This window comes from Citrobacter sp. CK206 (assembly GCF_030333125.1).
Classification (GTDB): domain Bacteria; phylum Pseudomonadota; class Gammaproteobacteria; order Enterobacterales; family Enterobacteriaceae; genus Citrobacter_B; species Citrobacter_B koseri.
On record NZ_JAOWGM010000021.1, the window covers coordinates 261,365 to 281,829 of the forward strand.

At 53.1% G+C, this 20,465-nt stretch carries 18 protein-coding genes; 8 read left to right on the top strand and 10 right to left on the bottom strand.

The window, feature by feature from the left end; translation table 11 throughout:
* Positions 1-188 precede the first annotated feature (188 nt).
* A complete protein-coding gene (thiI, locus tag OGX81_RS04295; protein WP_049008398.1) occupies positions 189-1,637 on the top strand; it encodes a tRNA uracil 4-sulfurtransferase ThiI in 1,449 nt (482 codons plus the stop codon).
* Positions 1,638-1,742: 105 nt separating this feature from the next.
* Here thiI and yajL read toward each other — a convergent pair whose 3' ends face one another.
* Together yajL and panE are read right to left on the bottom strand one after the other, a co-directional pair.
* Positions 1,743-2,333 (bottom strand): protein deglycase YajL, encoded by a 591-nt coding sequence (gene yajL, locus OGX81_RS04300; protein WP_012133558.1) that lies wholly within the window; start codon positions 2,331-2,333, stop codon positions 1,743-1,745.
* Positions 2,296-3,207: a 2-dehydropantoate 2-reductase gene (panE, locus tag OGX81_RS04305; RefSeq protein ID WP_104868996.1), complete on the bottom strand. Its 912-nt coding sequence runs from the start codon at positions 3,205-3,207 to the stop codon at positions 2,296-2,298. Before panE ends, yajL begins: the two co-directional genes overlap by 38 nt.
* 124 nt (positions 3,208-3,331) lie before the next feature.
* On the opposite strand from panE, the gene OGX81_RS04310 reads away from it, so the two are divergent.
* A complete protein-coding gene (locus OGX81_RS04310; protein ID WP_012133556.1) occupies positions 3,332-3,823 on the top strand; it encodes a YajQ family cyclic di-GMP-binding protein in 492 nt (163 codons plus the stop codon).
* Between the two features lie 91 nt (positions 3,824-3,914).
* Here OGX81_RS04310 and OGX81_RS04315 read toward each other — a convergent pair whose 3' ends face one another.
* From OGX81_RS04315 to OGX81_RS04350, 8 genes are all read right to left on the bottom strand, one after another.
* The gene (locus OGX81_RS04315; RefSeq protein ID WP_104868995.1) at positions 3,915-5,279 is read right to left on the bottom strand and encodes an MFS transporter; all 1,365 of its coding nucleotides are present in this window, start codon (positions 5,277-5,279) and stop codon (positions 3,915-3,917) included.
* Between the two features lie 167 nt (positions 5,280-5,446).
* Positions 5,447-6,337, bottom strand: a complete 891-nt coding sequence (gene cyoE / locus OGX81_RS04320) for a heme o synthase (protein WP_104868994.1) — start codon at positions 6,335-6,337, stop codon at positions 5,447-5,449.
* Between the two features lie 11 nt (positions 6,338-6,348).
* Complete coding sequence (locus tag OGX81_RS04325; RefSeq protein ID WP_012133553.1) at positions 6,349-6,678, bottom strand: cytochrome o ubiquinol oxidase subunit IV; 330 nt, start codon at positions 6,676-6,678, stop codon at positions 6,349-6,351.
* Positions 6,678-7,310 (bottom strand): cytochrome o ubiquinol oxidase subunit III, encoded by a 633-nt coding sequence (locus OGX81_RS04330; protein WP_104868993.1) that lies wholly within the window; start codon positions 7,308-7,310, stop codon positions 6,678-6,680. The genes OGX81_RS04325 and OGX81_RS04330 overlap by 1 nt, the downstream gene beginning before the upstream one ends.
* Positions 7,300-9,291 (bottom strand): cytochrome o ubiquinol oxidase subunit I, encoded by a 1,992-nt coding sequence (gene cyoB, locus OGX81_RS04335; protein ID WP_012133551.1) that lies wholly within the window; start codon positions 9,289-9,291, stop codon positions 7,300-7,302. The genes OGX81_RS04330 and cyoB overlap by 11 nt, the downstream gene beginning before the upstream one ends.
* A 19-nt stretch (positions 9,292-9,310) precedes the next feature.
* Positions 9,311-10,258 (bottom strand): cytochrome o ubiquinol oxidase subunit II, encoded by a 948-nt coding sequence (gene cyoA, locus OGX81_RS04340; RefSeq protein WP_012133550.1) that lies wholly within the window; start codon positions 10,256-10,258, stop codon positions 9,311-9,313.
* A gap of 458 nt (positions 10,259-10,716) precedes the next feature.
* Complete coding sequence (ampG, locus tag OGX81_RS04345; RefSeq protein ID WP_049008406.1) at positions 10,717-12,192, bottom strand: muropeptide MFS transporter AmpG; 1,476 nt, start codon at positions 12,190-12,192, stop codon at positions 10,717-10,719.
* Positions 12,193-12,236: 44 nt separating this feature from the next.
* On the bottom strand, positions 12,237-12,815 hold the full coding sequence (locus OGX81_RS04350) for a lipoprotein (RefSeq protein ID WP_012133548.1): 579 nt from the start codon (positions 12,813-12,815) through the stop codon (positions 12,237-12,239).
* 304 nt (positions 12,816-13,119) lie between these two features.
* Between OGX81_RS04350 and bolA the strand changes: the two genes are divergently transcribed.
* The 6 genes from bolA to hupB all read left to right on the top strand — a co-directional run bounded on the left by bolA (position 13,120) and on the right by hupB (position 20,378).
* Positions 13,120-13,437, top strand: coding sequence for a transcriptional regulator BolA (gene bolA / locus OGX81_RS04355; protein WP_012133546.1), 318 nt, complete (start codon positions 13,120-13,122; stop codon positions 13,435-13,437).
* Positions 13,438-13,784: 347 nt separating this feature from the next.
* The gene (tig, locus tag OGX81_RS04360) at positions 13,785-15,083 is read left to right on the top strand and encodes a trigger factor (RefSeq protein ID WP_012133545.1); all 1,299 of its coding nucleotides are present in this window, start codon (positions 13,785-13,787) and stop codon (positions 15,081-15,083) included.
* A 246-nt stretch (positions 15,084-15,329) separates the two neighbouring features.
* The gene (clpP, locus tag OGX81_RS04365) at positions 15,330-15,953 is read left to right on the top strand and encodes an ATP-dependent Clp endopeptidase proteolytic subunit ClpP (protein ID WP_003021624.1); all 624 of its coding nucleotides are present in this window, start codon (positions 15,330-15,332) and stop codon (positions 15,951-15,953) included.
* A gap of 129 nt (positions 15,954-16,082) precedes the next feature.
* Positions 16,083-17,357 carry an ATP-dependent protease ATP-binding subunit ClpX gene (gene clpX / locus OGX81_RS04370; RefSeq protein WP_012133543.1) on the top strand — a complete coding sequence of 425 codons (1,275 nt, stop codon included), beginning with the start codon at positions 16,083-16,085 and terminating at the stop codon, positions 17,355-17,357.
* A 184-nt stretch (positions 17,358-17,541) separates the two neighbouring features.
* Entirely contained in the window at positions 17,542-19,896 is a 2,355-nt protein-coding gene (gene lon / locus OGX81_RS04375; RefSeq protein WP_012133542.1) for an endopeptidase La, read from the top strand.
* A 209-nt stretch (positions 19,897-20,105) separates the two neighbouring features.
* Entirely contained in the window at positions 20,106-20,378 is a 273-nt protein-coding gene (hupB, locus tag OGX81_RS04380; RefSeq protein WP_003021629.1) for a nucleoid-associated protein HU-beta, read from the top strand.
* Positions 20,379-20,465: the final 87 nt, after the last annotated feature.

Sequence of the window (20,465 nt, forward strand, 5' to 3'; positions counted from 1 at the left end):
ATCTGACTCTCAATATTTTCAGCTCTGATATGGTAACGGACTCAGAGCAATTATCAAATAACGCGCAATGTGCACAGGACGACCATGATGGTGGTATACTTCCGCGCCTGGATGCAGCTTCATGTATGGGCTGCTGTACTCTTTTCTCCACGACAAGCCTTGATGCTTGCTTAAGAACCATTGCCGCCATGAAGTTTATCATTAAATTGTTCCCGGAAATCACTATCAAAAGCCAATCTGTGCGTTTGCGCTTTATAAAAATTCTGACCGGGAACATCCGTAACGTGTTAAAGCACTACGATGAGACCCTCGCCGTTGTTCGCCACTGGGATAACATTGAAGTTCGCGCCAAAGATGAAAATCAACGCCTGGCGATTCGCGACGCGCTGACCCGTATTCCGGGCATCCACCATATTCTCGAAGTCGAAGATGTGCCGTTCACTGATATGCACGATATCTTTGAGAAAGCGCTGGTGCAGTATCGCGATCGGCTTGAGGGCAAAACCTTCTGTGTGCGCGTTAAACGTCGTGGTAAGCATGAGTTTAGCTCCATTGAGGTGGAACGTTACGTCGGCGGCGGTTTAAATCAGCATATTGAATCGGCGCGCGTGAAGCTGACCAACCCGGATGTGACGGTACACCTGGAAGTGGAAGACGATCGTCTGCTGCTGATTAAAGGCCGTTACGAAGGTATCGGCGGTTTCCCGATCGGCACCCAGGAAGATGTCCTGTCGCTGATCTCCGGCGGTTTTGACTCCGGCGTTTCCAGCTATATGCTGATGCGTCGCGGCTGCCGCGTACACTACTGCTTCTTTAACCTCGGCGGCGCGGCGCATGAAATCGGTGTTCGTCAGGTGGCGCATTACCTGTGGAACCGCTTTGGCAGTTCGCATCGCGTGCGTTTTGTCGCCATCAACTTTGAACCGGTGGTCGGCGAGATCCTCGAAAAAGTCGATGACGGTCAGATGGGCGTGGTGCTGAAGCGTATGATGGTGCGCGCGGCGTCGAAAGTGGCGGAGCGCTACGGCGTACAGGCGCTGGTGACGGGGGAAGCGCTGGGGCAGGTTTCCAGCCAGACGCTGACTAACCTGCGTCTTATCGACAACGTTTCCGATACGCTGATCCTGCGCCCGCTGATCTCTTATGACAAAGAGCACATCATCAACCTGGCGCGCCAGATTGGTACGGAAGATTTTGCCCGCACGATGCCGGAATACTGCGGCGTTATCTCGAAAAGCCCGACGGTGAAAGCGATTAAGGCGAAGATTGAAGCGGAAGAAGAGCACTTCGACTTTAGCATTCTCGATAAAGTGGTTGAGGAAGCGAGCAATGTCGATATTCGCGAAATCGCCCAGCAGACCGGGCAGGACGTGGTGGAAGTGGAAACCGTCAGCGGCTTTGGCCCGAACGACGTGATTCTGGATATTCGCTCCGTTGATGAGCAGGATGACAAACCGCTGAAAATCGAAGGCGTGGATGTGGTTTCTCTGCCGTTCTACAAGCTGAGCACGAAGTTTGGCGATCTCGACCAGAGCAAAACCTGGCTGCTGTGGTGTGAACGCGGCGTGATGAGCCGTTTGCAGGCGCTCTATCTGCGTGAGCAGGGCTTCCAGAATGTGAAGGTGTATCGTCCGTAATTGTTAGCACGATTACAGGCCTGATATGCATCGCGCTATCAGGCGCAACGTATTGCCGGATGACGGCGTAACCGCCTTATCCGGCCTACGCACCGCCATCCGGCGCTATTCGTAGTAATTATAAATTCCCGCCGCCATCACCAGCTGTGACGCCACTTCATGGGCTTTTTCACGGCCAACCAGCAGATCGATAATTTTCAGTCCGAAGTCAATCGACGTTCCTGGCGCCTGGCTGGTCAGCAGCTTCACGCGCGGGTCCCACACCACACGTTTATCCTGCCACTGTTCGGCGGGAATGTTGTCTTTCAACGCCGGGAAGCCGGTCATATTGCCGATGGGAAAGATATCGTGCGGAACGAGAACCGTGGCGGCCGCTGCGCAAATCGCGGCGACAATACGCCCGGAACGGTGGAACTGCTTAACGGTTTCGACCAGCAACGGGCTGTCGCGAAAACACTCCGCGCCCTTAATGCCGCCAGGCAATACAATGATGTCGTAATCGCCGTCGGCCACCTCGACCAGCGGCGCATCCGCCAGCAGTTTTACTCCACGCGAACAGACAATGGTGAGATTTCCGTCGCTGGCGACGCTCGCGGTCGTGACCTGAATACCGCCACGAACCAGCAGATCGATAGTGGTGACCGCTTCGGTCTCTTCACTACCAGGGGCGAGGCATACCAGTGCCGATGCGCTCATACTCACTCTCCTTTCGCTTTACCATTTCAAACAGACGGGCATTTTCCGGGACGGCGATGCCATGCGCGCGGGCGCGTTTTAACAAATAACCCGTAATATAGTCGATCTCGGTATGACGCAGGGCACGCATGTCCTGCAACATAGACGAGATATTTTCTGCCGTACTCTCAATCACTTGATCGACATAATAACGTAAATCGTCCGCCGACGTATGGTGTCCTTCGCGCTCGATAACCGCAGCGACCTCCTGACATATCGCCATTACCGCTTCCGGGTGGTGGCGTAATTCGCCGTTGGGGCAGTCCCATAGCGCGGTAAGGGGATTAATCACACAGTTTACCGCCAGTTTGCGCCACATCTCTGCGCGAATGTTGTTGTGCCAGGCGACGTCAGGCAGCACGCCCTGCAAAATATCGGCCAGATAGCTGTAATCCCCGTCCTGCTCGCGCGCCGGGCCAATATGGGTAGTGCCGTTGGCGACATGAATGATGACATTCCCGTCGCGTCTGGCGGCATGCGTCGTGGTGCCCATCAGTAACGGCTGCGGGATGTTTTGCAACTCTTCGATTGTGCCCATCCCGTTGTGAATCAGCAGGATCGGCGTGGTTTCAGGCAGAGTGGCGACCAGACCTCTTACGGCATCGTAGACCTGCCAGGCTTTCAGCGTGACCAGCAGCAGATCGCTGTTGGCCAGAAAATCAGGATCGTTCGCCGTCAGGGATTCGTTAAATATTGAACCGTCCGTCTCTATCAGATTCACGCTGCAATAGGGTTGCGGTACGCGCAGCCAACCCTGTACTTCATGTCCATGTTTGCGCAGCGCTGTAAGCCAAAGTTGCCCTAAGGCTCCGCATCCCAGTACGGTAATTTTCATTGTTCCTCCTCACCTGCAACAGCGCCAGGTGTTATGGCCTAAGTATAGCGCCATCAGCTAAGCTTCTCGTTATGTCTCGTTACGGGTATTATGCTTCGCATCAAAAACGAAGGGAGAGGAAAAGATGCCATCTTTCGATATTGTCTCTGAAGTCGATCTTCAGGAAGCGCGTAACGCAGTAGATAATGCGACTCGCGAAGTTGAATCACGCTTTGATTTTCGTGGCGTTGAGGCCACGTTTGAATTAAACGACGCGAACAAAACCATCAAAGTACTGAGCGAATCGGATTTCCAGGTGAATCAGCTACTGGATATTCTGCGCGCGAAGCTGCTCAAGCGCGGCATTGAAGGCAGTTCGCTGGATGTGCCGGAAGCGTTCGTCCACAGCGGTAAAACCTGGTTTGTGGAAGCGAAGCTGAAGCAGGGCATTGAAAGCGCGGTTCAGAAGAAGATCGTGAAGCTGATTAAAGACAGCAAGCTGAAAGTGCAGGCGCAAATTCAGGGGGAAGAGATCCGTGTGACCGGAAAATCCCGTGACGATCTGCAATCCGTCATGGCGCTGGTGCGCGGCGGGGATTTGGGACAGCCGTTCCAGTTCAAAAACTTCCGCGATTAAGTTGTGATGCCTGATGGCGCTGCGCTTATCCGGCCTACGGACAATGCGGTCTTGTAGGCCGGATAAGGCGGTAGCCGCCATCCAGCACTTCTCACGCCAGCCTGATCGCCTGCTCAACCTCAAAACGGTTGGTCACTTTGCTGTCGATCTTCACATAGGCGGAATGCTCTTTCTCTGCGATCAACACCTCACTCACACCTTCAGTCGCCAGCAGACGCTGTTTCAGCGCGTTATCGGCGGCAATCTCCGGCGGAATTTCCACGCGTAAGCTGCTGACATACGGCGGTTCTTTCATCGTACTTGCTATCGCCAGCCAGACGACGGTCAACAATGCGCCAGCCAGAAATACCGCCTGACCGCCGAACAGACCATTCACCCAGCCGCCCAGCGAGCCGCCAATCGCGACGCCGAGGAACTGGCTGGTGGAGTAAACGCCCATCGCGGTGCCCTTATAACCGGCAGGAGACTCTTTGCTGATCAGCGAGGGGAGGAGGGCTTCCATCAGGTTAAAAGCGAGGAAGAACAGCTGTACCCCGGCAATTAACCCCCAGAAGTGCACGCCTGCGCCCCACAGCACGACTTCGGCAATCAGTATCAACGCGACGCACAGCAGAAAGACCCGCTTCATCCGGCGTTTGACTTCGGCGTAGATAATGAACGGGACTACGGAGCCAAATGAGATCAGCATTGTGACCAGATAAATCTTCCAGTGTTCGGCGGCGGGGAAACCGGCAGCGGCAAGCTGGCCGGGGAGGGCGACGAAGGTCGACATCAGCAGAATATGCAGACACATGATGCCGAAGTTAAGCTTCAACAGCTTCGGTTCGGCCAGCACTTTGCTGAAACTGCCTTTCACCATGCCGGATTCACGGTTCAATACGTGGGTTGTGCTGTTGGGGACAACCCAAATGGTCAGGGCGATGCCGAGCGCGGCGAGTGCGGCAATCATCCAGAACAGGGCGTTCAGCCCCAGTTTGTGGGTGACGATCGGCCCAAGCACCATCGCAATAGCGAAGGTAATACCAAAACTGACGCCGATAAACGCCATCGCTTTGGTTCGGTTTTGCTCGCGGGTTAAGTCAGACAGCAGCGCCATGACGGCGGCGGCGATTGCGCCAGAACCTTGTAGCGCGCGGCCAAGAATAATCCCCCAGATGGAGTCAGACAGCGCGGCGATCACGCTACCCAGCACGAACACGGCCAGACCGCCGATAATCAACGGCTTACGCCCGACTCGGTCTGAGAGTAACCCAAAGGGGATCTGGAAAACGGCTTGCGCCAGGCCGTAAATACCGATAGCAATGCCGATCAAGGCTTCGCTGGCGCCCTGAAGCGCCATACCATAGGTGGTCAGAACCGGCAGGACCATAAACATGCCAAGCATGCGCAAAGAAAATACAGTCCCTAAACCCCAGGTGGCGCGCAACTCACCCGGCGTCATTTTGTAATCGTTCATTCCCACCTCTGTATAAAATCCGCGACTAGTGTAAAGCGGTAAACGGGTGGGGTAAATACGTGCTTAATGAACAAATGTTGCGTTTGTGAGGGGGATTTTATCAGGCAATAAAATGCCGGATAAGGCGTAAGCCACTATCCGGCAGAAGATTTGTTGCGGGGCGGGTGTTACCAGACCGAAGCCAGCAGGCTGTGCGAGTCCGGCACCATAAAGTCGACGGACATCATCACGCTTAACGCAGTGATGGCGATGATGGAAAAGCCGAACAGCTTACGCGCCCAGACTTTGTCATCTTCCACTTTGTAACCGCGCAGGGCCATTCCGAGCCACCAGACGCTCACGGCTGCCGCGACCACCAGATATTTATATCCGGCATAGCCGCCCAGGGAGAGCATCAGCGTCGCAACGGCAAAGGCGATGATGTACAGCGTGATATGGTTCTTCGCCACCGAGATGCCTTTCACCACCGGCAGAACCGGAATGTTGGCAGCCTGATAATCCTTGAAGCGGAAAATCGCGATAGCGTAAGAGTGCGGCATCTGCCACAGGCTAAAGATCGCCAGCAGAATCAGCGCGCCGCTGTCGAATTCGCCCGTTACGGCGCAGTAGCCAATCACCGGCGGCGCAGCGCCGGAGAGAGAACCAATCAGCGTGCCGTAAACGGAGTGGCGTTTCATGTACAGACTATAAATGCCGACATACACCACGAAGCCCATCCCCCCCAGCCAGCAGGCCAGAGGATTCGCGCCAAACCACAGCAGCATAAAGCCAGCAATACCCAGCAAGGTGGCGTACACCAGCGAGACAGCAGGAGAAATCAGGCCTTTGACCAGCACCCGATTCTTGGTCCTTTCCATCTTCCTGTCGATATCCCTGTCGATGTAGTTGTTAAATACACAACCCGACGCCACAACCAGTGACACCCCGACCAGCGTATAGATAAACAGGGGATAGTCGATGCTGCCTTTAGAAGCCAACAGGAATCCCCCAATCACCGAGATCAGGTTGCCAAAGATGATGCCTGGTTTCGTTACTTGCAGGTATTGCTTAAACATCATAACCGCCGCTCTTAGTGCATCATCATATTGTAGTTCAGGTTCCACATAATCCAGATGGAGCCCACCACCAGAATGGCAATGATCAGCACGGTAAAGACAAAGGCCGTCATGTTCCAGCCTTCGTCAGATTTCGTATTCATGTGCAGGAAGCACACCAGATGCACCAGAATCTGCACCACTGCCATCGCCAGGATAGTCCCCAGAATCACGGCCGGGGAACCTGTACCCGTCATCACCATCCAGAACGGAATGACCGTCAGGATGATCGACAGAATAAAACCTGTCATGTAGGTTTTTACGCTGCCGTGGGACGCGCCGCTGTGATCGGTAGAATGACTCATTACATCGCCCCCATCAGATAAACAACAGTGAACACACAGATCCACACCACATCCAGGAAGTGCCAGAACAGGCTCAGGCACATGATGCGGGTACGGTTAGTGCTGGTCAGGCCGCGACGGGCGATCTGCACCATCAGCACCGCCATCCAGATAAGACCGGAGGTGACGTGCAGACCGTGCGTACCGACCAGCGCGAAGAACGCAGACAGGAAGCCGCTGCGATCCGGGCCCATGCCTTCAACAATCAGGTGATGGAATTCGTAGATTTCCATCCCGATAAATCCGGCACCGAACAAGAAGGTCAACGCCAGCCAGGAGACAACCTGGCTCTTGTTATCCTTGTGCATGGCGATAGCCGCCATGCCGTAGGTGATGGAGCTGAACAACAGCAGGAAAGTTTCAACCAGAACGAACGGCAGTTCAAAAATGTCCTTACCTGTCGGGCCGCCTGCGGTGCCGTTCACCAGAACGGCATAGGTTGCGAACAGAATAGAGAACAGAATGCAGTCGCTCATCAGGTAGATCCAGAATCCGAAGATTTTGGTCTGGCCTGCATCGTGGTGCCCGTGTTCGTGCCCGTGTTCGTGCGCGTGGGCAGTCGCGTGCGTTTGCGCTAAAGTATCAGTTGCCATTTTTCAGCCCTGCCTTAGAAATCTCATCGAAATGCTGGTTTTCCAGTTTTTCGACTTCCGGGACTGGTACGTAGTAGTCCACGTCCTCGTCAAAGCTCTTAACAATCCAGCTGATGATCATGCCTGCGAAGCTTGCAATCGCCAGCCACCAGATATGCCAGATCATGGCGAAACCAAAAATAGTGGAGAAGGCGGCGATAACGATGCCCGCACCGCTGTTTTTCGGCATATGAATTTCTTCATAATGCGCAGGCTGTTTGTACGCTTCGCCTTTTTCTTTCATTTCCCAGAAGGCATCACGTTCGTGAACGTGCGGCACAACGGCAAAGTTATAGAACGGAGGCGGAGAAGAGGTTGCCCACTCCAGCGTACGCGCGCCCCACGGGTCGCCGGTCAGGTCGCGGTTCTGCTCGCGGTCGCGAATAGAAACGAAGATCTGAATCAGCTGGCACAGGATGCCCAGTGCAATCAGCGCGGCGCCACAGGCGGCAATCAGCAGCATTGGATGGAACTGCGGGTCAATCTGCTGGCTGAGACGACGGGTCATCCCCATGAAGCCCAGCACGTACAGCGGCATAAACGCCACGAAGAAGCCGATGATCCAGAACCAGAATGCGCGTTTACCCCAGGTCTCGTTCAGCGTGAAGCCGAACGCTTTTGGCCACCAGTAGGTCATACCGGCGAAGCACCCGAAGACCACACCGCCGATGATAACGTTATGGAAGTGCGCAATCAGGAACAGGCTGTTGTGCAGAACGAAGTCCGCGCCCGGAACCGCCAGCAGAACGCCAGTCATACCGCCGACCGAGAAGGTCACGATAAAGCCGATCGTCCACAGCATCGCTGAGTGGAAGACGATACGCCCCTGGTACATGGTGAACAGCCAGTTGAAGATCTTAACCCCGGTCGGGATTGCGATAATCATCGTGGTAATACCGAAGAAGGCGTTTACGTTCGCGCCCGCACCCATGGTGAAGAAGTGGTGCAGCCAAACGATGAACGACAGAACGGTGATACACACGGTCGCCCAAACCAGCGAGGTGTAACCAAACAGGCGTTTACGCGAGAAGGTTGCGGCGATTTCGGAGAACACCCCGAAGACCGGCAGAACCAGGATGTACACTTCCGGGTGGCCCCAGGCCCAAATCAGGTTGATGTACATCATCATGTTGCCGCCCATATCGTTGGTAAAGAAATGGGTGCCCAGATAGCGATCCAGGGTCAGCAGCGCGATGGTGACAGTCAGAATTGGGAAGGAGGCGATAATCAGGATGTTCGCGCACAGCGATGCCCAGGTAAATACCGGCATCTTGAACATGGTCATGCCCGGCGCACGCATCTTCAGAATCGTCACGAAGAAGTTGATACCGGTCAGCGTCGTACCGATACCGGATAGCTGGAGACTCCAGATCCAGTAATCGACCCCGACACTCGGACTGTACTCTATTCCCGAGAGCGGCGGATAAGCCAGCCAGCCGGTCTGCGCGAACTCACCAACGCCCAGAGACAGGTTAACCAGGATAACGCCGACAACGGTGAACCAGAAGCTCAGGTTGTTCAGGAACGGGAACGCAACGTCACGCGCGCCGATCTGCAACGGAACCACCAGGTTCATCAGACCGATAACGAATGGCATTGCCACGAAGAAGATCATGATCACGCCGTGAGCGGTGAAGATCTGATCGTAGTGATGCGGCGGCAGGAAGCCCGCTTCACCCGCAGAAGCCAGCGCCTGCTGGCTACGCATCATGATGGCGTCGGCAAAGCCGCGTATCAACATAACAATTGCGACGATGACATACATGATGCCAAGACGCTTGTGGTCAACCGAAGTAAGCCACTCTTTCCATAGGTAGGTCCACTTACCGAAGTAAGTGATCAAGGCTAAAAGCGCCAGACCCCCGACGATAATGGCAGCGATCGTAACCATGACGATAGGTTCATGGAACGGGACTGCATCCAGTGTCAATTTTCCGAACATCGTTTTCTTCCTCGGCCCCTTAGTGAGCGGATTCCGCGTGGCTCATGTCCATGCCTTCCATGCCTTCATGCGAGCTGTGCTCACCTTCCGGTTGGGTCATGTCCATGCTCTTACCGTGAGCCATAAATTTGTTAATGACGTCTTTAAACAAATCCGGTTTCACGTTGGAGAAATATTCCACCTGGTTGTATTCGCTTGGCGCAGCCACTTTCTCGAACGCAGCCATGTCGCTCATGGTGTTCGGTGACTGTTTAGCTTTAGCAACCCACTGGTCGAATGTGGCGCGGTCCGGCGTGGCGATAGCTTTGAACTTCATACCGGAGAAACCAGGGCCGCTATAGCTTGCGGAAATACCATCATAGGTACCGGCTTCGTTGGCAATCAGATGCAGTCGAGTCTGCATACCGGCCATGGCATAAATCTGGCTACCCAGACGCGGGATAAAGAAGGAGTTCATCACGGAGTTGGAGGTCACTTTGAAATAAACCGGAGTGTTCGCCGGGAAGGCGATTTCATTCACGGTTGCGATGCCCTGTTCCGGGTAGATGAAGAACCATTTCCAGTCCATGGAAACCACTTCGATGGTAATGGGCTTCTCGTCATGCGCCAGCGGCTTGCTTGGCTCAAGAGCGTGAGTGGTTTTCCAGGTAAGTACAGCAAGGAAAATGATGATCAGAATCGGCACCGTCCAGACCACAGCTTCCACTTTATTGGAGTGTGACCAGTTCGGGCTGTACTTCGCATCTTTATTGCTCGCACGGTACTTCCAGGCGAAACCAACAGCCATCAAGATGGCGGGAATCACGACAATCAACATCAGGCCAAAAGCCGTCAGTATCAGTGAACGTTGTTCCAGTCCAATCTGTCCTTTGGGGTCAAGAAGTGCAGAATTACAGCCACTGAGTAATGCAGTGCCTGCAATTAATGACAACCATCCCAAACTTTTATTGTATTTCCTGAGTCTCATTTAACGACCTCAATTCCACGGGACCTGGTGGCGTTTAAAGTGTGTGGGCATTTTACGGGAAGGTTACATTACTGTAAACATGATTGGATCTGTGTTACTGGGTTCTGCCGGGCATGTCACATATGTTGCAGGATATGTCGCGTTGACTTTAAGAACCTGTTGCAACATCACGTTATAACGAAAGAGGGCAGGAAAGCAGGGCTTACAGGGTAATTGGTATAACCAATGCGAAATTAAAACAATTGTTTAACAATTAATTATCAACAAAGAGACAAATGAAAAACAAAAAATAAAACTATATTGGCTGAATCGAGTAAGGAAAATAAAATCTATAAAAGGCGTCAATAATTTCCAGATGCTATTGCGCACAAAACAACAAATATTATTTTTCGCAACTGCTGTTTATTTAGCCGTTATAATTTCGCTCTGTTATTACAACGGCAAATAACGTTGCCCGCTTACACAAGACGTGTTTTGCGTAGCGCCAGATAATCCAGCACCCCGCCGAACAAAATGCCGCATATCGCCACCATGACCCCCGCCTCAAGCAGTTCGGGCAGGAAGGAGAAGCGAGTGTAGTCCACGGCGTTCATCGTCAGCAGCAACAGCCATACCGCCAGCAGGCCGCAACCGATCATTAGCGTCAGCAGCGCCAGACCATACGCCCCGCGAAATTCCGTACGGGGGATGAAGCTTTCGCTTTCCCAACTGTGTTCAAGGGTTTGACGACAAACCAGCAGAAGCAGAAGGCCGGGTACGGCCGCTGCGACGGAGAAGAGATAAAACGTGGGCCAGCCATGCGCTTCGACAAACCATCCGGCAACGGGGCCGACATACACGCGTCCCACCGCAGAGAGCGCGGAGAGCAGGGCAAACTGGGTGGCGGAAAACGATTTGTTGCACAGCGTCATTAACAATGCGACAAAGGCCGCTGTTCCCATTCCGCCGCACAGGTTCTCGAAGAAGACCGCTGCGGCCATGCTGAACATATGCTTGTCCGTCACGGAAAGCAGCCAGTAACCGGCGTTGGAAACGCCTTGCAGAATGCCGAAAATCAGCAGCGCGCGGAAAAGGGAAAGGCGCTGCATCAGGATGCCGCCGTACAGCGCGCCGACAATCGTCGCCAGCAGTCCCAGCGTTTTATTGACCACGCCGACTTCACCGGCATCAAAACCAACGCCGCGAATCAAAAAGGTGGTGGTCAGGCTCATGGCGAACGCGTCGCCCAGCTTATACAGCACGATTAACAACAAGATCAGCCAGGCGTTGTTGCGGCCAAAAAAGTCGCGCAGCGGGGCGGCAACCGCCTGTTCCAGCGTTTTAGGCACTGGAATGGAATCTTCAGGTTCAGGGGCCAGGAGCGTGGCGATAATACAGGGCACAAGCAGCGCCGCCATCAGCCAGTACATCCCCTGCCAGCCGAGCCAGCGATCCGCCAGCCACAGCGCCAGCCCACCGGAGACCAGCATCCCTAGCCGATAGCCCAGTACGCTAATCGCCGCCCCGGTGCCGCGTTCTTCCGCAGGCAGAACATCCGTTTTCCACGCGTCAAAGACAATGTCCTGAGATGCGGAACAGAAGGCGATGATAACTGCCAGCGCCGCCATCCAGCGCAACTGCGTGCCGGGTTCCAGAAAACCCATCGCCGCAATGGCGAGCAGCAGCAGAATCTGCGTGGTGACCAGCCAGCCGCGACGACGACCTAAAAAAGGCGGCGTGTAACGGTCCATGACCGGAGACCAGAGGAATTTAAAGACATAGGCCTGGCCCACCAGAGAGAAGAAACCAATGGTTTTGAGATCGATATTCTCAACGGTCATCCAGGCCTGTAGCGTGCCGGAGGTGAGCGCGAGGGGTAAACCTGATGCAAACCCCAGAATCAACAGGATAGCTGAACGCGGTTGCTGAAAAATACGTAAATATTGGTTGGGCATGGGCATCTACAGGCCCGACAAGCGCCGGGCCATCTGGACAGAAATTAACGTGCGTTCTGCTTAATGAATTCGTGAATGCTGGTGTCCTGAGACATATCAGCGATGGTGTCGGTCAGGACGCTGTTAACCGCGTTGGCGATATTCTGGTTGGACGCCTGGAATGCGCCTTCAACAGAGTAGCTCGCACGGTAGTTTTTCGTCATCTTGTTGCCGTTTGCCGCCGTCGCGATGATGGCGATATCCGCTTTGGTGGCGATGTTGTAGCGAACGTTACCCTGAGATACATCGGCATACAGCTGATTTACGATGATTTGCAGGTTCACAGCGCCGTTCGGCCCTACCATATAACCGCGTGCGGTCATCTGTTTTTCCAGCACTTCTTGCAGCAGGAAGCGCAGATCGCGGGAGGCGGTCAGAGTAACCAGTTGGTTATTACGCGTAACTTTCGCCAGCGCCTGATCCTGACGCTGGTCGGCGCCGTTGATGCTCACAGTAACGCCCATCAGACTTGGATCTTGTTGCGGCAGTGTGATTTTCGGCGATACGTCAATGGTTGTCGGCGGTGTTGCGCACCCTGCCAGCATAACCAGAGCAATTAATGGAAAGAGGATTTTCTTTAACATGTTCGGGCTCTCAGTGACTCTTAAGCGTGATAGATAAAAATTCCCGCCATCATAACATTGCCAACGGCGAGGGGAAGTGGTCAACGCATGTAAATTCATCGCGTTGTCTGTTTTCTGACCCTCGGTACACCTTACTTCGGGTTTTCGCAACCAAATGAATGGATAAGTCAGTAAACTTCATACGTTTGAATGAAAATATCAGACGAACGCTAAATTTTTGTTGTCATGATGTAATGTAAACGGTAAAAGCGGCTAGTATTTAAAGGGATGGGTGACATCTCAGCGTTGTCGGAGGAGATATTTCATGATGATACGTGAGCAAATAGAAGAAAAATTAAGGGCAGCGTTCGAACCCGTGTTCCTCGAAGTTGTGGATGAAAGCTATCGTCACAATGTTCCGGCAGGCTCTGAGAGCCACTTTAAGGTTGTGCTGGTCAGCGATCGCTTCACTGGCGAACGTTTTCTTAATCGCCACCGGATGATTTACGGTACGTTAACGGCAGAACTCTCCACAACCGTACATGCGCTGGCCCTGCATACCTATACCATTAAGGAGTGGGAAGGATTGCAGGATACGATCTTCGCATCGCCTCCTTGCCGTGGCGCAGGAAGCATCGCGTAGAAAAACGCATTTGCAACTGTTGGCGCTTTTCCAGTATGTTGCTACAGATTATGTGAAAACGGCCTGCGGGCCGTTTTGTTTTGTCTGAATTTTGAGCGAGATGTACAGTATTCAGACCAAAATTAGCCGGGAATTGTGAAAAAAGCCGCAGCAACGCGCGATAACCGTTCTCGACTCATAAAAGTGATGCCGCTATAATGCGGCGTCTTATTTTTCGGAATGTCTTCGGGATGATTCTGACGACAGGGAATGTGATTGATTATGAGAACATCCCGGTTCCGCGAAGCCAACAACCTGTGCTTGCGGAGTAGAGTTGACCGAGCACTGTGATTTTTTGAGGTAACAAGATGCAAGTTTCAGTTGAAACCACTCAAGGCCTTGGCCGCCGTGTAACGATTACTATCGCTGCTGACAGCATCGAGACCGCTGTGAAAAGCGAGCTGGTCAACGTAGCGAAGAAAGTGCGTATTGACGGCTTCCGCAAGGGCAAAGTACCGATGAATGTTGTTGCTCAGCGTTATGGCGCTTCTGTTCGCCAGGACGTTCTGGGTGACCTGATGAGCCGTAACTTCGTTGACGCGATCATCAAAGAAAAAATCAACCCGGCTGGCGCACCGAACTATGTTCCGGGCGAATACAAACTGGGTGAAGACTTCACCTACGCTGTAGAATTTGAAGTCTACCCGGAAGTTGAACTGACCGGTCTGGAATCCATCGAAGTTGAAAAACCGGTTGTTGAAGTGACCGACGCCGATGTCGACGTGATGCTGGACACCCTGCGTAAACAGCAGGCAACCTGGAAAGACAAAGACGGCGCTGCTGATGCAGAAGACCGTGTAACCATCGACTTCACCGGTTCTGTTGACGGTGAAGAGTTCGAAGGCGGCAAAGCGTCCGACTTCGTACTGGCGATGGGCCAGGGTCGTATGATCCCGGGCTTTGAAGACGGTATCAAAGGTCACAAAGCAGGCGAAGAGTTCACTATCGACGTGACCTTCCCGGAAGAATATCACGCTGAAAACCTGAAAGGTAAAGCCGCTAAATTCGCTATCAACCTGAAGAAAGTTGAAGAGCGCGAGCTGCCGGAACTGACCGAAGAATTCATCAAGCGTTTCGGCGTTGAAGATGGTTCTGTTGCCGGTCTGCGTACTGAAGTGCGTAAAAACATGGAACGCGAGCTGAAAGGCGCTGTGCGTAACCGCGTGAAGTCTCAGGCGATTGAAGGCCTGGTGAAAGCGAACGACATCGACGTTCCATCTGCGCTGATCGACAGCGAAGTTGACGTTCTGCGTCGTCAGGCTGCACAGCGTTTCGGCGGCAACGAGAAACAAGCGCTGGAACTGCCGCGTGAACTGTTCGAAGAACAGGCTAAGCGTCGCGTTGTTGTCGGCCTGCTGCTGGGCGAAGTGATTCGCACTCAGGAACTGAAAGCTGACGAAGAGCGCGTTAAAGGTCTGATCGAAGAGATGGCTTCTGCGTACGAAGATCCGAAAGAAGTTATCGAGTTCTACAGCAAAAACAAAGAGCTGATGGACAACATGCGTAACGTCGCTCTGGAAGAGCAGGCTGTTGAAGCCGTTCTGGCGAAAGCGAAAGTGACTGAAAAAGCCACTTCCTTCAACGAACTGATGAACCAGCAGGCGTAATTCGTCGCTTAATTAGCACGAAATTCGCACAAGAGCCCGTCACCTCCAGGTGGCGGGCTTTTTTTTGTCACGCATTTTGCATGGAAGAGTGCGAAAACAGCGTTTCAGTGTTAGCGTTACAACAAAAGATTGTTATGCTTGAATTATGGCGATGCCGTACCCATAACAGAGGGACTAGCTGATAATCCGTCCATAAGGTTACAATCGGTACAGCAGGTTTTTTCAATTTTTATCCAGGAGACGGAAATGTCATACAGCGGCGAACGAGATAACTTTGCACCCCATATGGCGCTGGTGCCGATGGTCATTGAACAGACCTCACGTGGTGAGCGCTCTTTTGATATCTATTCTCGTCTACTTAAGGAACGTGTCATTTTTCTGACCGGCCAGGTCGAAGACCATATGGCTAACCTGATTGTGGCGCAGATGCTGTTCCTGGAAGCGGAAAACCCGGAAAAAGATATCTACCTGTACATTAACTCCCCAGGCGGAGTTATTACCGCAGGGATGTCTATCTACGACACCATGCAGTTTATTAAGCCGGACGTTAGCACGATTTGTATGGGCCAGGCGGCTTCTATGGGCGCGTTCCTGCTGACTGCTGGCGCAAAAGGCAAACGTTTCTGCCTGCCTAACTCTCGCGTCATGATTCACCAGCCTCTCGGCGGTTATCAGGGCCAGGCGACAGATATTGAAATTCATGCCCGTGAAATCCTGAAGGTGAAAGGGCGCATGAATGAACTTATGGCGCACCATACGGGTCAGTCTCTTGAGCAGATTGAACGTGATACCGAGCGCGACCGCTTCCTCTCCGCGTCTGAAGCGGTGGAGTACGGTCTGGTCGACTCGATTTTGACCCATCGTAATTGATGCCCAGGGCGCAGGTGTGCCGCTATAATACTATCCAGGGGCGGCACAACGCTGACAAGCGACTTGCGCCTGAGAATGGCATTTGCGTCGTCGTGTGCGGCACAAAGAACAAAGAAGAGGTTTTGACTCATGACAGATAAACGCAAAGATGGCTCGGGCAAATTGTTGTACTGCTCTTTTTGCGGCAAAAGCCAGCATGAAGTGCGCAAGCTGATTGCCGGTCCATCCGTGTATATCTGCGACGAATGTGTTGATCTATGTAACGACATCATTCGCGAAGAGATTAAGGAAGTGGCACCGCACCGTGAACGCAGTGCGCTGCCGACGCCACATGAAATTCGCAACCATCTGGACGATTATGTTATCGGCCAGGAGCAGGCGAAAAAAGTGCTGGCGGTCGCGGTATACAACCACTACAAACGTCTGCGCAACGGCGACACCAGCAATGGCGTTGAGTTGGGCAAAAGTAACATTCTGCTGATCGGGCCGACCGGTTCCGGTAAAACGCTGCTGGCCGAAACGCTGGCGCGCCTGCTGGACGTACCGTTCACCATGGCGGATGCCACCACCCTGACCGAAGCCGGTTATGTGGGCGAAGATGTTGAGAACATCATTCAGAAGCTGTTGCAAAAATGCGATTATGATGTGCAGAAAGCGCAGCGCGGTATTGTCTACATCGATGAAATCGACAAGATTTCCCGTAAGTCTGACAACCCGTCCATTACCCGTGACGTTTCCGGTGAAGGCGTACAGCAGGCGCTGTTGAAACTGATCGAAGGGACGGTTGCCGCCGTTCCGCCGCAGGGAGGACGCAAGCATCCGCAGCAGGAGTTCTTGCAGGTTGATACCTCTAAGATCCTGTTTATCTGCGGCGGCGCGTTCGCTGGTCTGGATAAAGTGATTGCTAACCGTGTTGAAACCGGCTCCGGCATTGGTTTTGGCGCAACGGTCAAAGCGAAATCCGACAAGGCCAGCGAAGGCGAACTGCTGGCGCAGGTTGAGCCGGAAGATCTGATCAAATTTGGTCTGATTCCTGAGTTCATTGGTCGTCTGCCGGTTGTGGCGACGCTGAATGAGCTGAGTGAAGAAGCGCTGATCCAGATCCTGAAAGAGCCGAAAAACGCCCTGACCAAACAGTATCAGGCGCTGTTTAACCTGGAAGGCGTCGATCTGGAATTTCGTGACGAAGCGCTGGATGCTATCGCGAAGAAAGCGATGGCGCGTAAAACCGGCGCCCGTGGTCTGCGTTCCATCGTTGAAGCGGCGCTGCTTGATACCATGTACGATCTGCCTTCTATGGAAGACGTTGAAAAAGTGGTTATCGACGAGTCCGTCATCGGCGGTCAGAGCAAGCCGTTGCTGATTTACGGCAAGCCGGAAGCGCAGCAGGCATCTGGTGAATAATTAACCAACTCATACAATCAGTTAACGAAAAAGGGGGGATTTTATCCCCCCTTTTATTTTTCCGTAAACATGGCGTTGAATGTGTGGGAAACATCCCCATATACTGACATACATGTTAATGGCTGCGTGAAGCACAGTCGCGCAGTCTGATTACCTGGCGGACACTAAACTAAGAGAGAGCTCTATGAATCCTGAGCGTTCTGAACGCATTGAAATCCCCGTATTGCCGTTGCGCGATGTGGTGGTTTATCCGCACATGGTCATACCCTTATTTGTAGGGCGGGAAAAATCTATCCGTTGTCTGGAAGCGGCTATGGACCATGATAAAAAAATCATGCTGGTCGCCCAGAAAGAAGCATCAACGGATGAGCCGGGTGTAAACGATCTTTTCACCGTCGGGACCGTGGCCTCAATTTTGCAAATGCTGAAACTGCCTGACGGTACTGTCAAAGTGCTGGTTGAGGGGTTGCAGCGCGCGCGTATTTCTGCGCTGTCAGATAACGGCGAACACTTTTCCGCTAAGGCGGAATACCTTGAATCGCCAGCGATTGATGAGCGCGAGCAGGAAGTGCTGGTGCGCACTGCCATCAGTCAGTTCGAAGGCTACATCAAGCTGAACAAAAAAATCCCACCGGAAGTGCTGACGTCGCTCAATAGCATTGACGATCCTGCGCGTCTGGCGGACACCATCGCTGCCCATATGCCGCTGAAACTGGCGGATAAGCAGTCCGTGCTGGAGATGTCCGACGTTAACGAACGTCTGGAGTATCTGATGGCGATGATGGAATCTGAAATCGATCTGTTGCAGGTTGAGAAGCGTATTCGCAACCGCGTTAAAAAGCAGATGGAGAAATCTCAGCGTGAGTACTATCTGAATGAGCAAATGAAAGCCATTCAGAAAGAACTGGGCGAGATGGACGACGCGCCTGATGAAAACGAAGCGCTGAAGCGTAAAATCGACGCGGCGAAAATGCCGAAAGAGGCAAAAGAGAAAGCGGAAGCAGAATTGCAGAAGCTGAAAATGATGTCTCCGATGTCGGCGGAAGCGACGGTTGTACGCGGCTACATCGACTGGATGGTGCAGGTGCCGTGGAACGCGCGTAGCAAGGTCAAAAAAGACCTGCGTCAGGCGCAGGAAATTCTCGACACAGACCATTACGGTCTGGAGCGTGTGAAAGATCGCATCCTTGAGTATCTCGCGGTACAAAGCCGTGTAAACAAAATCAAAGGGCCGATCCTGTGTCTGGTTGGGCCGCCGGGGGTAGGTAAAACCTCTCTGGGCCAGTCCATCGCCAAAGCGACCGGGCGTAAATATATCCGTATGGCGCTCGGCGGCGTGCGTGATGAAGCAGAAATCCGCGGCCACCGCCGGACATATATCGGCTCTATGCCGGGTAAACTGATCCAGAAAATGGCCAAAGTGGGCGTTAAAAACCCGCTGTTCCTGCTCGATGAGATCGACAAAATGTCTTCCGACATGCGTGGCGATCCGGCCTCTGCGCTGCTTGAGGTGCTGGACCCTGAGCAGAACGTGGCGTTCAGCGATCACTACCTGGAAGTGGATTACGATCTCAGCGACGTGATGTTCGTTGCCACCTCCAACTCCATGAACATTCCGGCGCCACTGCTGGATCGTATGGAAGTGATTCGTCTGTCCGGTTATACCGAAGACGAGAAGCTGAACATTGCTAAACAGCACCTGCTGCCGAAACAGATCGAGCGTAACGCGCTGAAGAAAGGCGAGCTGACGGTTGAGGATAGCGCCATTATCGGCATTATCCGTTACTACACCCGTGAAGCGGGCGTGCGTAGCCTGGAGCGTGAAATCTCCAAACTGTGCCGCAAAGCCGTGAAACAGCTGCTGCTGGATAAGTCGCTGAAACACATTGTGATCGATGGCGATAACCTGCATGACTACCTCGGCGTACAGCGCTTTGACTACGGCCGCGCGGACAACGAAAACCGTGTGGGTCAGGTAACGGGTCTGGCATGGACGGAAGTGGGCGGCGACCTGCTGACCATCGAAACCGCCTGTGTGCCGGGTAAAGGCAAACTGACTTACACCGGTTCTCTCGGTGAGGTTATGCAGGAATCTATTCAGGCTGCGCTGACCGTGGTGCGTGCGCGTGCGGAAAAACTGGGTATTAATCCAGACTTTTACGAAAAACGTGACATCCACGTTCACGTACCGGAAGGGGCGACGCCGAAAGACGGCCCGAGCGCCGGTATTGCGATGTGTACCGCGCTGGTCTCCTGCCTGACGGGTAATCCTGTTCGCGCTGATGTGGCGATGACCGGGGAAATTACCCTGCGAGGCCAGGTACTGCCTATCGGCGGCCTGAAAGAGAAACTGTTGGCGGCGCACCGTGGCGGGATCAAAACCGTGTTAATTCCGTTTGAGAATAAACGCGATCTGGAAGAGATTCCAGACAACGTTATTGCCGATCTGGACATTCATCCGGTGAAACGCATTGAGGAAGTTCTGACTCTTGCGTTGCAAAATGAGCCGTCCGGCATACAGGTTGTCACCGCAAAATAGTGACCTCGCGCAAATAGCGTTAAGAAAAACAGGGCTGGCAGGGCATTTCGTGCTTGCCAGCCTTTTTTTGTATAGCTAATTTAGATGACGGATCGGGCTTGCCATCATTAACGGGTGTTGTAAGGGCATGGCAGGCCTGATATAACTGCTGCGCGGTCGCACTTTGAAGGATTCCGGTGCGATATAAATTATAAAAGAGGAAGAGAAGAGTGAATAAATCTCAACTGATCGACAAAATTGCTGCAGGGGCTGATATCTCTAAGGCTGCGGCTGGACGTGCGTTAGATGCAATTATTGCTTCTGTCACTGAATCACTGAAAGAAGGTGATGATGTAGCGCTGGTAGGTTTTGGTACTTTTGCTGTTAAAGAGCGTGCTGCCCGTACTGGTCGCAACCCGCAAACAGGTAAAGAGATCACCATCGCCGCCGCTAAAGTGCCGGGTTTCCGTGCAGGTAAAGCGCTGAAAGACGCGGTAAACTAAGAGCTTCTCCCCCTGGGGATGTGACAAAGTACAAGGGCGCATCATCTGATGTGCCTTTTTTATTTGTCCAGTACTACTTTATTTGAG

What these genes read in the sequence shown, in the direction of transcription:
- OGX81_RS04325 (WP_012133553.1), bottom strand. Translation starts at nt 6,678, where the DNA reads ATGAGTCATTCTACCGATCACAGCGGCGCGTCCCACGGCAGCGTAAAA.
- tig (WP_012133545.1), top strand. Translation starts at nt 13,785, where the DNA reads ATGCAAGTTTCAGTTGAAACCACTCAAGGCCTTGGCCGCCGTGTAACG.
- cyoA (WP_012133550.1), bottom strand. Translation starts at nt 10,258, where the DNA reads ATGAGACTCAGGAAATACAATAAAAGTTTGGGATGGTTGTCATTAATT.
- panE (WP_104868996.1), bottom strand. Translation starts at nt 3,207, where the DNA reads ATGAAAATTACCGTACTGGGATGCGGAGCCTTAGGGCAACTTTGGCTT.
- clpP (WP_003021624.1), top strand. Translation starts at nt 15,330, where the DNA reads ATGTCATACAGCGGCGAACGAGATAACTTTGCACCCCATATGGCGCTG.
- yajL (WP_012133558.1), bottom strand. Translation starts at nt 2,333, where the DNA reads ATGAGCGCATCGGCACTGGTATGCCTCGCCCCTGGTAGTGAAGAGACC.
- ampG (WP_049008406.1), bottom strand. Translation starts at nt 12,192, where the DNA reads ATGCCCAACCAATATTTACGTATTTTTCAGCAACCGCGTTCAGCTATC.
- cyoE (WP_104868994.1), bottom strand. Translation starts at nt 6,337, where the DNA reads ATGATGTTTAAGCAATACCTGCAAGTAACGAAACCAGGCATCATCTTT.
- clpX (WP_012133543.1), top strand. Translation starts at nt 16,083, where the DNA reads ATGACAGATAAACGCAAAGATGGCTCGGGCAAATTGTTGTACTGCTCT.
- OGX81_RS04315 (WP_104868995.1), bottom strand. Translation starts at nt 5,279, where the DNA reads ATGAACGATTACAAAATGACGCCGGGTGAGTTGCGCGCCACCTGGGGT.
- bolA (WP_012133546.1), top strand. Translation starts at nt 13,120, where the DNA reads ATGATGATACGTGAGCAAATAGAAGAAAAATTAAGGGCAGCGTTCGAA.
- cyoB (WP_012133551.1), bottom strand. Translation starts at nt 9,291, where the DNA reads ATGTTCGGAAAATTGACACTGGATGCAGTCCCGTTCCATGAACCTATC.
- thiI (WP_049008398.1), top strand. Translation starts at nt 189, where the DNA reads ATGAAGTTTATCATTAAATTGTTCCCGGAAATCACTATCAAAAGCCAA.
- OGX81_RS04350 (WP_012133548.1), bottom strand. Translation starts at nt 12,815, where the DNA reads ATGTTAAAGAAAATCCTCTTTCCATTAATTGCTCTGGTTATGCTGGCA.
- lon (WP_012133542.1), top strand. Translation starts at nt 17,542, where the DNA reads ATGAATCCTGAGCGTTCTGAACGCATTGAAATCCCCGTATTGCCGTTG.
- OGX81_RS04330 (WP_104868993.1), bottom strand. Translation starts at nt 7,310, where the DNA reads ATGGCAACTGATACTTTAGCGCAAACGCACGCGACTGCCCACGCGCAC.
- OGX81_RS04310 (WP_012133556.1), top strand. Translation starts at nt 3,332, where the DNA reads ATGCCATCTTTCGATATTGTCTCTGAAGTCGATCTTCAGGAAGCGCGT.